Annotated in this window: 10 protein-coding genes; 7 read left to right on the top strand and 3 right to left on the bottom strand. The window is 63.4% G+C overall.

Annotation, left to right across the window (positions count from 1 at the left end):
* Positions 1-92: 92 nt before the first annotated feature.
* Positions 93-1553 carry an efflux transporter outer membrane subunit gene (locus G4G27_RS01635; protein WP_183111534.1) on the top strand — a complete coding sequence of 487 codons (1461 nt, stop codon included), beginning with the start codon at positions 93-95 and terminating at the stop codon, positions 1551-1553.
* A gap of 68 nt (positions 1554-1621) precedes the next feature.
* Here the strand turns inward: G4G27_RS01635 and G4G27_RS01630 are convergent, their stop codons facing one another.
* Together G4G27_RS01630 and G4G27_RS01625 are read right to left on the bottom strand one after the other, a co-directional pair.
* Positions 1622-3187, bottom strand: coding sequence for a twin-arginine translocation signal domain-containing protein (locus G4G27_RS01630; protein ID WP_202049649.1), 1566 nt, complete (start codon positions 3185-3187; stop codon positions 1622-1624).
* A 10-nt stretch (positions 3188-3197) separates the two neighbouring features.
* A complete protein-coding gene (locus G4G27_RS01625) occupies positions 3198-6092 on the bottom strand; it encodes a TonB-dependent receptor (protein ID WP_183111532.1) in 2895 nt (964 codons plus the stop codon).
* Positions 6093-6265: 173 nt separating this feature from the next.
* Between G4G27_RS01625 and agaR the strand changes: the two genes are divergently transcribed.
* Complete coding sequence (agaR, locus tag G4G27_RS01620) at positions 6266-7042, top strand: transcriptional repressor AgaR (RefSeq protein WP_183111530.1); 777 nt, start codon at positions 6266-6268, stop codon at positions 7040-7042.
* 11 nt (positions 7043-7053) lie between these two features.
* On the opposite strand, the gene G4G27_RS01615 is transcribed toward agaR, so the two are convergent.
* Positions 7054-8172 carry an amidohydrolase family protein gene (locus G4G27_RS01615; protein ID WP_183111528.1) on the bottom strand — a complete coding sequence of 373 codons (1119 nt, stop codon included), beginning with the start codon at positions 8170-8172 and terminating at the stop codon, positions 7054-7056.
* Positions 8173-8319: 147 nt separating this feature from the next.
* Here G4G27_RS01615 and G4G27_RS01610 point away from each other — a divergent pair, with 147 nt between their 5' ends.
* The 5 genes from G4G27_RS01610 (at position 8320) to G4G27_RS01590 (ending at position 14750) form a co-directional block, all read left to right on the top strand.
* The gene (locus G4G27_RS01610) at positions 8320-10413 is read left to right on the top strand and encodes a glycoside hydrolase family 36 protein (protein ID WP_183111526.1); all 2094 of its coding nucleotides are present in this window, start codon (positions 8320-8322) and stop codon (positions 10411-10413) included.
* Complete coding sequence (locus tag G4G27_RS01605) at positions 10410-11330, top strand: DMT family transporter (RefSeq protein WP_183111524.1); 921 nt, start codon at positions 10410-10412, stop codon at positions 11328-11330. The genes G4G27_RS01610 and G4G27_RS01605 overlap by 4 nt, the downstream gene beginning before the upstream one ends.
* A 69-nt stretch (positions 11331-11399) precedes the next feature.
* Positions 11400-12683, top strand: coding sequence for a D-tagatose-bisphosphate aldolase, class II, non-catalytic subunit (locus tag G4G27_RS01600; RefSeq protein WP_183111522.1), 1284 nt, complete (start codon positions 11400-11402; stop codon positions 12681-12683).
* Positions 12676-13815 (top strand): SIS domain-containing protein, encoded by a 1140-nt coding sequence (locus tag G4G27_RS01595; RefSeq protein WP_183111520.1) that lies wholly within the window; start codon positions 12676-12678, stop codon positions 13813-13815. Before G4G27_RS01600 ends, G4G27_RS01595 begins: the two co-directional genes overlap by 8 nt.
* Positions 13812-14750, top strand: coding sequence for a BadF/BadG/BcrA/BcrD ATPase family protein (locus tag G4G27_RS01590; protein ID WP_183111518.1), 939 nt, complete (start codon positions 13812-13814; stop codon positions 14748-14750). Before G4G27_RS01595 ends, G4G27_RS01590 begins: the two co-directional genes overlap by 4 nt.
* The last annotated feature ends 125 nt before the right edge of the window (positions 14751-14875 follow it).

The raw sequence follows: 14875 nt of genomic DNA, 5'->3' as shown, positions 1-14875 counted from the left end.
AATTTTATAAATGAATCAATGTGATGGCACATTGACCTGGAATGGGACCGATCGTGGTTAAGGCAAGAATGTTTCATTTTGGGATGAAGCCGATGCGCGACAAGCCGGAGCGTTCATCAATCACGGCTTATGTCGCTGGAATACACGGCAATTCCGAATCGCTGCTGACCCTTGGTCTGTGCCTTGCCGGATGCGCCCCGACGCCGCGGCTGGCGCTCCCCCCGATCGTGCTTTCCCAGGACTGGACGGAAACGACGTCACGATCGGGGCCTGCATCGCCAACGGTCCAACCGGCCGACTTTTGGCCGGCGTTCGGTTCACCAGTGCTCACGGACCTGATCGCCGAAGCGCGAGCGGCAAACGCATCGCTGGATGCCGCGCGTGAGCGTGTCGTCAAGGCGCGGGCCGATATCGGCATCGCACGGGCCGCGCTGTTGCCGACGGTCAGCGCCAATACCGGCTTCGCCGCCACCCGGACCGACAATACCGGTGCGCCGATCTTCGCTTATAGCGCTGGCTCGGCCGGGCTCGACATCGCTTATGACCTGGACTTGTTCGGCGGCGCCCGCGCGGGAAAGCGGGCTGCGGTCGGCCGCTATGCCGCGACCCGGTTCGATACGGCGGCCGCGGCGCTGGTGATTGAAACCGACGTCGCCCGTAGCTTCGTCCAATATGCGGCACTCTGCGATCGGATCGCATTGGTCGATCGCAATCTGACCAATGCCCGCGACCTGCTACGGATCATCGACGTCCGGCGGCGCGAAGGCGTCGCAACCATGCTGGACTATCGCGCGCAATCGGTCGAGGTGAGCAAATTCGCCGCAACCCGCACCACGCTCGACCAGTCGCGGCGCCGGATCCTCGCCGCGCTGGCGGTGCTGCTCGGTCGGGAAGCGCCCGGCTTCACGCTGGATCCGGCCTCGCTCGCGACCTTTTCGCTGCCCGGGCTGGATCCGGGACAACCCGGCGAACTGTTGTTCCGCCGGCCTGACATTCTGGCGGCGGAGGCTCGGATCGCGGCCGCACGCGGCGATGTCGACCAAGCGCGTGCAGCGTTCAAGCCATCGTTAAAACTCTCCGCGAGCGCGCTCGGCCAAGCCGCGACACTAGCGGGTCCGTTCGGCGCCACATTGTCGCTGACCGGCGGCCTGGTCGCGCCGATCTTTCAGGGCGGTCGGCTGCGCAGTCAGCTCGAAGGCGCATCGGCCAGCCAAAGGGAAAGTGTCGCTTTGTATCGCCAGGCACTGCTGACCTCGCTCGCCGAAGGCAATAACGCGCTCGCCGCGATCGACGGGACCGAACGCCGGGTAACGATCCTGGCGGGTGCGATCGACGATGCCCGCAGCACGACCGTTCTCGCCCGGCGGCAATATATCGAAGGCGAAGCGGATCTCGGCACCGTGCTCGACGCGCAGCGCAGCCAGATCGCGGTCGAGGACAGTTATGTCCTGGCGCGCGAGGAACGCCTGATCGCGGCGATCGATCTCTACAAGGCGCTAGGCGGTACGCCGAACATCGACTGGCCGGCAGCCGGCACGATAGCCACGCGATAATTGTCCCGGATCGTGGCGCACCGCCGAATGCGCCCAATGTCTGCGCTTCGGCGGCCCGTCCAGCAGCATCATTGCCTGACATTCCGCTTCAGCGAGAGCGAAGAATCCGCGTTGAGTTGCTGACGACACGCCCATCGTAACGCATGGCGGATGCCCTTGATCTCCAACTCGGCCTTGAGCCGAAGGCCCTCCCAGCCATAGCCGCGCGGCAGCATCAACATCGCCTGATGAATACCGGTCGGACGCGGAAAGCCGGCATCCACACATCCGCTCGTCAAATCGCGACCTCGCGCATCCTGCACGGTCAAGCGCACCACGCCGGGTGGCGCGGCCACGCCGGCATTGGCGAGCCCGATCACCAGCCCGGCCTGACCGTCCCGCTCGAACGCCCAGATGAAGGAGGGATAGACGCGATAGCCGATGCGCCGTGCCGCTTCATCGATCGGTGCGGGAAAACGATCGTAATAGCTCAGCACGTTCGCTGCCGCTTCGTTGTGCCAATTCCACACCGACCAGTAATTGGCGCCGACCGCCAGCACATGATCGATGATCCGCTCGTTTTGTGTGATGCCGTCGTCCAGCCCGAGCTCGGCGGGCGCACCGGAGGTCATGCCGACTTCGCTGATCGCCGCGGTCCAGGACGGGCGGTTGCTCAGCGCCTCGATCTGCGTGTTCTCGATGAAGATCGTGTCGCTGCGGATCCAGTTGCCGCTGCGCACCGTGCGATCGAGCATGTCGGCGTTGCCGACATTGTTGAAATCGGGCTGGGTGTTGGTGACCAGCGGCGTCCTGCTCCACGCGGCGAGTTGGATATCGAGCATCCGCCGCCAGGTCTGCTCGGCGACGAGATCGCTTTGAAACACATGCCCCTCGAACGGCCAGCTATGGCCCTCGCCCCAGAAGCCGTACATCATCGTGTCCATATATTCGACATCGGGGCTGCCGTTCAGCTCGGCCGCCAGCAACCCGTTCAGTTCCTCGAACGCGGCGAGATAGGCCGGATGATCGTAGCGCGGCAGTGCGTGGTGCTTGTTGTAGCGCGTCTGTGTCCGGTCGCCCTTCCAGCTGCCTTTCAGGCGAATCGACGGCACTTTGTCCATCAGGAATGCCGGCATCCCCGGCTCGGCGAAATCCGGGTTTTCCAGCATGATGCGGAAACCGACCTGCTTGCCATAGCGCCGGGCGAGATCGAAAGTGACCTGCCACCAGCCCGGCAGATCGAGCCGACCCGGGCGCTGCTGCACCTCGCGCCAATTGGGGCGAAGATAGACTTTCTGCACGAAGGGCAGCCGGATCAGATCCTCGATCGACTTTTCCAGCGTCTCGCCGGGAATGCGCGGCGGGCCGGTGTCGCCGGAAATATAGACGGTAAGGCCCATGCCGCGATTGGGCACGATGTCACGCGACGGGCTGGTGACCATCACGACTTCGCTGCCCGGCACGACGGCGCCCGCGCCATATTGTGGAAACGGACCCTGATAGAGCCGGTCGGGCACCGGCGGACCATTGCCCCAATCGAACCCGCCCCAGACATGTTCCGGCATACGGGCGGCGGCGGGCGCGGCGGCAAGGCCGGCCCCGGCGGCTGCGCTTGCCGTCAGGAAGGTTCGCCGATCGATGTCCACGCCGCTCACCGACCTTGCATCACAAGCGGGTACGGATTCCGAAGAAGAAGGAGCGGCCCGAATATTCGTAGAAGTTCGGCACGTTGCTATAGGTGTTGTAGCGCTTGATCGCCGAGCCGAGCAGGTTGGAGCCCTGCGCGTAGACCGACAGATGGTCGTTCAGGTCGTAGGACAGGCTGGCCGACATTTCGTGATAGCCGTCTTCCTTGACCGGCAAATACCCCAGATTGCCCGACTGCGCATAGGTGTAGCGCGACTGATAGCTGTACGAGACCTGCGCGCCGATGCCGTGCTTTTCGTAGAATAGCTTGGCATTGGCCGAGAACGGGATCGCGCCGGGCAGGCCGGTCGTCACCGCGCCAGAGGTCGCGCGCGAATGATTGTAGGTCAGGTTCGCCTGCACGCCGAAGCCATTGTCGAGGAAATACTGGCCGCCGACCTCCAGGCCATACACTTTGGCGCTGTCGCCATTGATCACCTGATATTCGACGAAGTCGAAAGCCTGTTGCTGGTTGGCGGGTTGCGCCGTGGGCGTGATCACGACATCGACCGGCACGGTCGAGACGAAATTGGTGATGTGTTTATAGAATGCCGCCGCCGTCAGCGCGAGGCGGTTCGAAGGATAATATTCGAACGACACGTCGAACTGGTCCGCGCTGGTCGGCTTCAAATTCGGATTGCCGGCATCGTAGATGATGAAGGTGCCGGACTGCGCCGAGGTCGCATCCTTGGCCGGCGACAATTCACCAAAGCTCGGTCGCGAGATCGCCCGCGATGCGGCAAGCCGGACGCGGAAACCATCCGTAATGTCATAGGCGAAATTGACCGACGGGAGCAGGCGCAGATAGTCGCCGCCGCCATTGATCGCATCGACCGGGTTGAAGTTCACGTCATTGTCCTGCGTGCCGACGCGCGGGATGATGCTGGCGATGCTGGCACCATAGCCTGTCGATGTCACTTTGGTCGACACCAGACGCAAGCCGATATCACCACGCCAGCGTTTGCCGGCCAGGTTGAACTGCACATAACCCGCCCAGGTCCGTTCCTTGATCAGATAGGAGGCGGGAAGGTCTGGCTGGATGACCTGAGTCGAGAAGCCCGCGGGATAAGGCGACAATGCGCAGCCCGGGATCGGCGTACCGGTCGCATCGAGACAGGAGTTGGGATCGAGGATCGCCGGGTTGTTGTCCGCACGGGGCAGCGCCGCCAGATAGGTATCGATGTCGAAATAGGGGAAGTTGCGCGGAAAATTGCCTGGCAGGGTGGACAGGATATTGCCGGTGCCCGGCTGCACCACTGACGCGCCCAACTGACCGAAGGTGAAGGGATAGCCGCAATAATTGCACGACGTGGTGTATTGGTTGTCGATCGTCTCCACGCTCTTGCGGCGATCGGTCCAGGCGCCGCCGAAGGTGATGGACTTGAAGGTGTCGTTATCGACGTCATAGGTCAGGTCGAGCTTCGCGCCTTGCGTGCGATCCTCGATATTCTGGCCCTGGATGCCGATATAATGTGCGCGGAAATCGTCATTGGTCGCTTGGTCGAGCGTGCGTCCGCCGGGAATCGTGATGTCGAGATCGGGGATGCTGCCGTCGCGTGTGGCGAAGGTCGCGGATGCGCCGGGAATGCCGGCCACGACGAAACGGTTCTGCCCGCCCGTATCGTCACGCGCCTTGCCGTAATAACCGTCGAGCGCGACCTTCAGCCGGTCGGTCGGCTGCCAGTCGATATGACCGCCGAACTGATAGGTCTCGCTGTTGCGCGGCTCGTCGGTGGTCAGCACTTCGCTGACCAGGTCGTTGATCTTGAAACCGGTCACGACATTGTTGGAATCCACCGTGATCGATGCTGGATCCCAGCGCAGCGAACCGTCATCGCCCAGCGGGTTGAGATAGTTGGACGAGCGGTAATTGTGCTGCGTGACCTTATACTGGCTGTAGATGCCGTCGATCGTCAGCTCGAAATTGCTGGACGGTTTCCACTGGAACGCGCCCGCCGCGCCGATCCGTTCGCGCTCGCCCTGCACGGTGCCGACGCTGTAATAATCCGGCCAGATATAGGCCGGCCCATTGGCGTCGGGATTGACCTGACCGTCCCGGTTGAAATCGACGCCGTAAGCGGCTTCCGTGCCGTCAGTGATCGAATATTCGCCGAGATTGTCGGTGCGGAACTTATACTTGTTGTAGCTCGCACCCACCATCACGCCCATCGTGTCCTGGGCAAAGGTCGTACTGACCACGCCGGTGATCTTGTAGCCGCCCTTGTCGACGAAATCGTTATACTGGCCTTCCATCGAGGCGGAGGCATGTAGCCCCGGATGGTCGAGCGGGCGCGCGGTGCGCAAATTGATGTTGCCGCCGATGCTGCCCTCCAGTTCCGACGAACGCACGGCCTTCTGTACTTCCGCGCCGGAAATGATTTCCGACGGCAGCACGTCGAATGCGAACGACCGATCGGTGCCGTCGGTCGGCAGGATGCGCCCGTTGAGCGTGGTGATCGCGAAATTTTCGCCGAGCCCGCGCACCGTGATCGAACGGCCTTCGCCGCGGCCGTCGCGGCCGACGGTCACGCCAGGAATGTTGGCCAGCGCTTCGGCGACGTTGCGGTTGGGAAACTTGCCGAGTTCCTCGGCTGAAATGGCATCGACGATCGTGTCGGCGTTGCGCTTCGCCTGGATCGACCGCAACAAGCTGCCGCGCACGCCGCGCACGATTATGTCGGGACCGACGCTATTGTCCGAAGCATTGGTATCGCCGGGCTGTTGCGCCGAGTCGGCCGACGCCGCCGCGGTATCGGTTTCGGCGGTCGGGGGCTTGGCGGCGTCGGTTTGCGCTACCGCGGTGGATGAGGTCAGCAACGCCGCAACGCTGACTCCGGTGAGCACCAAATCCCGCAAAATGCGTCGCTGCGTCATTTTTAATCCCCTAGCCGCTGCACGATCTCCATTTCAAAGGAGTTCGTGCGATTTATTGCGGTTTGGTATCGCGATCGTAGCGAAACTGTCAAACAGAAAAGAAACGAAACTTGTCGGTTTGTTGTGCGAGCGATTTTAGGCTGATATGCAAATGCGCAACAGGAGGAGCCTATATGTCCGTTACTCGCGACACCAGCGGCCGAAGACAGCAGATCACTGCATTGGTGCGTGAGCGCGGCAGCGTCCAGGTGGTGCCACTCGCAGAGCGCTTCGGCGTATCGATGCAAACGATCCGAAAGGACCTGCATTACCTGGCGAAACGCGGCATCGCAGAGCGATCCTATGGCGGGGCGATTGCGACCGACGCCGTCAACGTCGCGGCCGAACCTCCAGTGGAAGCCAAACGCGCGATCAATGTCGATGAAAAGGCGCGGATCGGCGCATTGGCAGCCGCGATGGTGATGCCGGGCGATTCGATCGTGCTCGATTCGGGCACCACCGCGCTGCAGATCGCGTTGCACCTATGCGATATCGACGACGTCACCGTGCTGACCAACGACCTGGATATTCTATGTGCGCTGGCGGGAAAGGAGCGGATCAACGTCGTTATGCTGGGCGGCGCGTTGCGGCGACGCAATCGTGCCTTTTACGGCGCGCAGACCGAGAGCGCATTCGACGATCTGCATGTCGACAAGCTGTTCCTGGGCGTGGATGGATTCGATATCGAGCGTGGCATCACCACTCATTTCGAGCCCGAAGCGGTACTCAACCGAAAGATGGTCAAGGCGGCGGGGCAAGTGATCGCAGTGACCGACCAGTCCAAGTTCGGCCGCGTCTGCCTGCACCGCATCATGAACGTGGCCGAGATCGACGATCTCGTCACCGATGCCGCCGCTGCCGGCATGCAGGCAGCGGCCGACCGGCTGGGTTTCCGCCTTCACATCGCCTGAGCGTCAGGCCTTCAGCTTGAAGGAGCGCCGGGCAGTTTGAAGAAGCGCCGGGCATTCTTCCAATAGATCTTGTCGATCACCGTACGGGGTAGGTTCAGGCCCTTGGCATCGGCATTGATCGCATCGACCCGCTGGCTGAGCGGAGTCGCCAGATAGCGCCAGTCCGCGCGCCATACCTGGTCGGCCTCTTTGGCGAAATTGCCGGTGGCGGGCGGGTTCTGCGCGCGGGCGGCGGGATCTGGCGGGCTGTCCGTCAAGTCGGTGCCGTACATGATACGATCCTGATACTTGACGAAGAAGGTGCGTACCTTGGCGATGTCGGCGTTGGACTGAACCTGCAGGTTGGACATGCGTGCCGCGAGATCCACCACCGTATTGGGGTAGCGATCGAAGAATCGCGCCAGCTCGTCCACACTCCATTCAAGGCTTGCCATATGTGCACCGTCAAAGGCGAGTTTGGGATGGCGGGCGACGAACCGGTCGCGCGCCGCCATCAGCGCCTCGTACCTCGGCTCTTCGGGATGGAGGTACATGTAATATTCGGGGTGCTCCTTGAAATAGGAGCGGTCATTCTCGGTCGTCATCTGGTCGAGCGGCAACCAGCAATTCTTCGGTTCGGCCTGGTGCGCGATCAGCGGCACGCCGCGCTGCTCGAGATGCGCCATCACCCTGTCGAAACGCGGATCGTCAAGGAAAACGCGTTTCCCCTGCGCATCGGTGGCGACCATGCCGATATTTTTCCACACCTTCACGGCCACCGCGCCGCGCGCAAATGCGTCGTCCAGCGCGCGGTTGGTGCGCTCGGTCCAGCCTGGCGTACCGAAGCCCTGCATCGACAGTGTGGTGGCAAAGTGGAAGCGCCGGGCATTGCTCGCCCGCATCTGATGCGCGACCGTCGCCTGTAACGGCAATGACGGAAAATCGGGATAGTCGACGTTGATCGACAGCAGCTCGAACCCATCGCGCCGCGCCACGTCCAGGAAACGCGGATCGTTGACGTTGGCATGGACGTGCGCGTCAAACTTGGCGACCCGCGCGAAATCCGCCTCGCTATAACCCGGCGACGGCGCGGCAGCGCCGATCAGCAGCGCAGACGTTGCCAGCCACATGATGGTCTTCAGTGAACGCATCTTTTGGCCTCTCCGAAACAAACGAAACGAAACAAAACGATCCATTAAATTGCGAATATGGTTTGCGCCGCCCCTGCCGTTCGTGCAACATCTTTCTTCTGTGGCCGTCCGTTTGCCCCTCGGCCGATATCAGGAGAGCCTATCGCCATGCTGTCCAACCTTGTTGATCGTCGTGCGATGCTCAGCCGCCTGATGGCCGGCGCAGCCCTGGTCGCCGGGCCGACGCTGACTGCCCGCGCCTGGGCCGCGGCGCCGGCGGCCGTGAAGCTTTCCGATGGGACGCTGACAATCGAGTTCGATGCCGCGATGCAGTCCCGCGTGTCGCATGGCGGCAAGCCGGTGACACCGATGGCGGCCGGCGAGGCATTGTTCCTCGCCGATCATCGCAGGCTCGATCGTTTCCTGCTGCTCGACCATAAGGAAACAGCCGTATCAGGCCCGCACGGCCCGGGCGCCCGGCACCAGCTGCGCGCCACGGCCAGCGGCGCGATGGAACAGCTGCTCGATGTCACCTTCCTCGATCATTATCCCGGTCTCGCCTTGTACGCGCTACGCTATCGCAACACCGGCACGGTCCCGCTGGCGATCGCCGGCTGGCGCGTCGCGACTCACGATCTGCTGACTCATCCGGCAGGCGCGTGGAGCTTCGCCGGCGCCTCTTATCCCGATCGCCGCGACTGGGTGCAAAAGGTCGCGCCTGGTTTCGAGCAGCGTAATTTCATGGGCATGAACGGCTCCGATTATGGCGGCGGCACGCCGGTCGCCGTGGTGTGGCGCCGCGATGTGGGCCTGGCGGTCGGCCATGTCGAAACGGTGCCACGGCTGGTCTCGCTGCCGGTTGCGGCGCAGCCGGACGGAACGCGCATCGGCCTGTCGGGCGACGAGCCGACCTTGCTCGCGCCCGGCGCCACGCTGACTCTGCCGACCGCTTTCCTGATGGCGCATAGCGGCGATCATTTCCGCCCGCTCGACGCCTATCGCCGCATCATGGCGGAACGCGGTCTTGCTGCCCCCGCTATCCCGGAATCGAGCTATGGCCCGATCTGGTGCGCCTGGGGCTATGAGCGCAACTTCACCCCCGAACAGGTGTACGGCACGCTGCCCAAGGCGAAGGAGCTGGGCTTCGAATGGGCAGTGCTCGACGATGGCTGGCAAACGTCCGAAGGCGACTGGAAACTCGATCGCAAGAAATTCCCGCGCGGGGATGCCGACATGAAGGCCTTCGCCGATCGCATCAAAGCCGACGGCATGCGCCCGCGCTTGTGGTTTGCCCCGCTGGCGATCGATCCCGGCACTGATATCCTGCGCGACCATGCCGATATGCTGATCCTCGATCGTGACGGCGCGGCGCAGAATGTCAGCTGGTGGAGCGCCTTCACCATGTGTCCGGCCTATCCACCGACGATCGAATTCTTCCGCAAACAGGTCCGCCGCATCATCGGCGATTGGGGGTTCGAGGGGCTGAAGCTCGACGGGCAGCATCTGAACGGCGTCGCACCCTGCTACAACCCCGCGCACAACCATGCCCGCCCTGAGGAATCGTTCGAGAAGCTTCAGGATTTCTGGAAGGCGATCTATGACGAGGCGATGGCGATCAACCCGCAGGCGGTGATCGAGCTGTGCCCGTGCGGCGACAGCTTCGCGTTCCATAATATCCCGGCGATGAACAATACGCCGGCGTCCGATCCCACCTCGTCCTGGCAAGTCCGGCTGAAAGGCAAGACGTTCAAGGCGCTGATGGGCCCGTCCGCGCCATTTTCCGGCGACCATGTCGAATTGAGCGACGGGCGCGATGACTTCGCCTCCACCTATGGGATCGGTGCGATCCCTTCGACCAAATTCACCTGGCCGAAAGACGTGCCCAATCCCGCCGAACCGCTCCCGCCCGGTGGCTTTGTGCTGACGGCGCAGAAGGAAGCGCTGTGGCGCAAGTGGATCGACCTGTACCGCGCCAATATGCTGCCCAAGGGGCGCTACCTCGGCGGCCTCTACGATATCGGATTCGACAAGCCGGAGGCGCATGCGATCGAACGCGATGGTGCGCTGCATTACGCCTTTTATGCCGATACCTGGGATGGCCCGCTCATGCTGCGCGGGCTCGGTGCCGGTCGCTACACGCTGACCGACAGTTTCACCGGCAGTCCGCTCGGCACGGCGACGGCGGAGAAGAACAGCATCCAAGCCAAATTCCAGCGCTTCCTGCTCGTGCGAGCCACGCCTGCACCGGGAGGGAAAGCATGACCGGGATGGTCGCGCCGTCAAGCCGCGCCTGGCTGTTCAATGCGCTGGTCACCGTCATTCTGTGGGGCGTATGGGGCGCTTTTTCCGGCCTGTCCCCGCAGCATGGCTTTCCCGAAACCCTGGTTTATTGCGTCTGGGCGCTGACGATGATTCCGCCTGCGTTGGTCGTGCTGGGGCTGGCCGGCTGGAAGCTCGACATCTCGCCGCGCGCGATCGGCTATGGTCTGGCGATCGGGTTGCTTGGCGCGGGCGGGCAGATGGTATTGTTCTACGCCGTCGCGCGCGGGCCGGCCTATCTCATCTTCCCGATCATCTCGCTGTCGCCGATCGTGACGATCGCGTTGTCGTTCGTGCTGATGCGCGAACGCACCGGGCGGCTCGGCACGCTTGGCATCCTGCTCGCGCTGCTCGCGCTGCCAACCTTCGACTTTGCGCCGGGCAGCGGCGGCGGCGCTTCGTCGGCCTGGCTCATCCCGGCGATGGTCGTGATGCTGTGCTGGGGCGTGCAAGCCTATTTCATGAAGGCGGCCAACCACGTCATGTCGGGCGAAAGCATCTTCGTCTATATGATGCTGTCCGGGCTGGTGCTGATCCCGGTCGCCTGGGCGATGACCGACTTCGCACGACCGATCAACTGGGGGCTGGACGGTCCGTGGCTCGCCGCGCTGATCCAGCTGCTCAACGCGATTGGCGCGCTGACCCTGGTCTTCGCGTTCCGTTACGGCAAGGCGATCATCGTCGCCCCGCTTGCCAATGCCGGCGCGCCGCTTGCCACCGCCTTGCTGTCGTTGGTGATCCTGGGCGTCGTGCCCGGGCCGCTCAAGACCGTCGGCATCCTCCTTGCGCTCGTCGCGTCGCTGTTGTTGGCGATCGAGCCCGATGCCAAGGATCCGGATGCAATTGCCGAAACAAAATAGTTTCGTTATATTTCGTTTCGTTGTTTTTCCCATTATAATAAGATACAGCCGTTCCCAGAAGGAGCCGATGTGCAAGCGATTCTAGAGATGGTGCTTCGGCACAAGGCCGGTGAGCGGATCGGCGTGACGTCGGTCTGTTCCGCGCACCCGTTGGTGATCGAGGCGACGTTGCGCCATGCGCTCGCCACCGGCCAGCCGATCGCCCTGATCGAGGCCACCTCCAACCAGGTGAACCAGGACGGCGGTTATACCGGCATGGTGCCCGCCGATTATCGCGATTTCGTGCAAGCGATCGCCGCCAGGGTTGGATTCCCGCTGGATCGCCTCGTGCTTGGCGGCGATCATCTCGGCCCCAACGTCTGGACGACCGCGCCGGCTGCCGAAGCGCTAGACAAGGCTGCAGTGATGATCGCGGATTATGTCCGTGCTGGCTTTCGCAAGATCCATCTCGATTGCTCGATGAGCTGCGCCGACGATCCGGTGCCGTTGCCCGAACCTACCATCGCCGAGCGCGCCGCGCGTCTGTGCCGTGTGGCCGAGGCTGCGTTCGAGGGCGATGCCGCCGATGCGCCGGTCTATGTGATCGGCACCGAAGTGCCCGTTCCAGGCGGCGCGGCCGAGGACCTCGAGGAACTGGCGGTCACCACACCCGAAGCGGCGATCGCGACGGTCGACATGCACCGCGACCTGTTTCGCACCTCGGGTCTGGAGAGCGCCTGGGACCGCGTAATTGCTACCGTCGTCCAGCCCGGCGTAGAATTCGATCACGACAAGGTGGTCGATTATCGCCCCGAACGCGCCACCGCGCTTAGTCATGCGATCGAGCCGGTCGAGCACCTCGTGTTCGAGGCGCATTCCACCGATTACCAGACGCCCGATGCGCTCGCCGCCCTGGTCCGCGACCATTATGCGATCCTGAAGGTCGGCCCCGGCGTTACCTTCGCGTTGCGCGAAGCGCTCTGGGCGCTGGATGCGATTGAGGCGGAGACCATTCCAGCCCCCGACCGCGCGGCGTTGCGGGCCGTCACGCTGTCGCGCATGCATGCCGAGCCGAAGCATTGGCGGAAATATTACCACGCCGCCGACTCCGCGCTGGATTTGCAACTGCAATACAGCCTGTCGGATCGCATCCGCTATTACTGGCCCGATGCCGAGATCGCCGATGCCCAGGAAAAGCTATTCGCCAATCTGCGTCGGACGCCGCCGCCGCTCGGGTTGGTCAGCCAGTATCTGCCGCTCGCTTATGCCGCGGTACGCGCCGGCCGGGCGACACTCGACCCTGCCGAGCTCGTCATGGCGCATATCGCCGCGATGCTCGACGCCTATCATGGAGCTTGCTTTCCCGATGCCTGAGACCTTGCTCTCCCCCAAGACCGACGGTCTCGACACGTCCTGGACTCGCCGCGAAATCGATCAGCAGCCCGAAACGCTGCGCGCGACCCAGGCATTGCTGCGCGACCGCCGGGCAGAGATCGAAGCGTTCATCACCCCTTTGCTCGCCCGACCCGAGCTGCGCATCGTGCTGACCGGCGCCGGCACTTCCGCGTTCATCGGCGAGTGCCTCGCGCCCTGGCTATCGCGCGAGCTGGGCCGCCCGGTCGAGGCGATCGCGACTACCGATATCGTCAGCGCACCGTCGCTTTACCTGCGGGCCGATGCACCGACATTGTTGGTCTCGTTCGGTCGTTCGGGCAGCAGCCCGGAAAGCGTCGCCGCGGCCGACCTGGCCGATGCGACCATTGGCGAGGCCTATCACCTGATCGTGACCTGCAATGCCGCGGGTGAACTGGCCCGGCGCGCCAGCGACAACACGCATGTCGTCGTGTTGCCGGAAGCGACGCATGATCGCGGCTTCGCCATGACCTCCAGCTTCAGCGCGATGATGCTGGCGGCGCTGGCGATCCTTGCCGGCATCGATACGCTTGATGCGCGAGAGTCCGCCATCGCCGCGGCTGTAGACGAGGTGCTCACGCAGTGCGAGCCATTGGTCGCCAGCCTGGCAACGCGCGGATTCAAGCGTGTCGTCTATCTCGGCAGCGGCGTGTTCAAGGGGCTCGCGCGCGAAGCGGCGCTCAAGCTGATGGAGCTGAGCGACGGCGCGGTGGTCACCGCGTTCGATACCGCGCTGGGCTTTCGTCACGGCCCGAAAACGATCGTCAACACCGACACGCTGGCCGTGGTGTTCGTGTCGAACGATCCGCTCACGCGCCGCTATGATCTCGACATCGTCGAGGAACTGCGCAGCGACGGCCATTGCGGCGCGCTGGCGGTCATCTCCGCCCAACCCGGCGACGGCGCGGATATAACGATCACCGGTATGGCCGATGCGACCGATGCCGATCTGCTGTTTCCGTTCATCGTACCGGCGCAAATGTTCGGCCTGCATGTCTCGCTCGCGCTAGGGCTCACACCCGACCGCCCCAATGCCAGCGGCACCGTAAATCGTGTTGTACAGGGCGTGCGGATCTACGCTGCGCAACCATGACCGAGCGCACATATTTTCTAGGCGTCGACGGCGGCGGCACCAAAACCGAGTTCGTCTGTATCGACGCCACCGGCACGATAAAAGCGCGTGCCCTGACCGGGACAACCTATCATCTTGAGATCGGGATGATTGAAACCGTGTCGCGGCTTGAGCAGGGGATCGCAGCGATCTGCGGTCAGCTCGACATCCAGCCCGATGCGCTTGGCTTCGTCTTTTTCGGCCTGCCTGCCTATGGCGAGGACAGCGTCATCGATCCGCAGCTTCACGCTGCCTGTCGCAGCTTGCTCGGCCATGAGCGTTACGTGTGCGGCAACGACATGGTGTGCGGCTGGGCGGGGTCGCTCGACTGCAAGGACGGGATCAACATCGTCGCCGGCACCGGATCGATCGCCTATGGCGAACGACAAGGCAAAACGGCGCGCGCGGGCGGCTGGGGTGAAGTGTTCGGCGACGAAGGCTCGGCCTATTGGATCGCGGTGCAGGGCCTCGCGCTATTTTCGCGCATGAGCGATGGTCGCGCGCCCAAAGGCGTTCTGCATCAGCGGATCGTCGAGGCGCTGTCGCTCGGCAATGACCTTGACCTGTGTCAACGCATCATAGGGCCGGCAGCGATGAGCCGCGGCGAGATCGCCGCGCTGGCGGGTCTGGTGTCGCGTGCCGCAGCCGATGGCGATACCGGGGCCAACGCAATTCTCGCGTTGGCCGCCCATGAACTCGCGGCGCTGGCGATCAGCTTGCGCACTACCCTGTCCTTTCCGCCCGACGAGCGGGTTCCGCTGTCCTGGTCTGGTGGCGTGCTGTTGCAGGAGCCGTTGGTCCGCCAGGCCTTCGCGAAGATCGTTGCCGACACCGGGCTCTTCGCGCTGGCCGAGCCACGTCACGCACCGGGATACGGTGCCGCCCTGTATGCTAGGCAGCTGGCTACCGGCGGGTAGTTGCCCGGAAGGCTGGTTGGCGGGGCAGTGCGAGACACTGGCGACCTTGCATTCATCCTTGGCGGCAACAGACCGGCACAGCGCCGATAAGCTTCGCAATTCGTCGGTCATGGCGTGAAGCCAGC

This window comes from Sphingomonas sp. So64.6b (assembly GCF_014171475.1).
Lineage (GTDB): Bacteria > Pseudomonadota > Alphaproteobacteria > Sphingomonadales > Sphingomonadaceae > Sphingomonas > Sphingomonas alpina_A.
Note: the sequence above shows the minus strand (reverse complement) of the source record. Positions and strands in the feature narration are given on the sequence as shown.

Bases quoted from the DNA above. Each gene is read 5' to 3' on its own strand.
- G4G27_RS01610 (WP_183111526.1), top strand. From the start codon at position 8,320: ATGCTGTCCAACCTTGTTGATCGTCGTGCGATGCTCAGCCGCCTGATG.
- G4G27_RS01595 (WP_183111520.1), top strand. From the start codon at position 12,676: ATGCCTGAGACCTTGCTCTCCCCCAAGACCGACGGTCTCGACACGTCC.
- agaR (WP_183111530.1), top strand. From the start codon at position 6,266: ATGTCCGTTACTCGCGACACCAGCGGCCGAAGACAGCAGATCACTGCA.
- G4G27_RS01635 (WP_183111534.1), top strand. From the start codon at position 93: ATGCGCGACAAGCCGGAGCGTTCATCAATCACGGCTTATGTCGCTGGA.
- G4G27_RS01615 (WP_183111528.1), bottom strand. From the start codon at position 8,172: ATGCGTTCACTGAAGACCATCATGTGGCTGGCAACGTCTGCGCTGCTG.
- G4G27_RS01590 (WP_183111518.1), top strand. From the start codon at position 13,812: ATGACCGAGCGCACATATTTTCTAGGCGTCGACGGCGGCGGCACCAAA.
- G4G27_RS01625 (WP_183111532.1), bottom strand. From the start codon at position 6,092: ATGACGCAGCGACGCATTTTGCGGGATTTGGTGCTCACCGGAGTCAGC.
- G4G27_RS01605 (WP_183111524.1), top strand. From the start codon at position 10,410: ATGACCGGGATGGTCGCGCCGTCAAGCCGCGCCTGGCTGTTCAATGCG.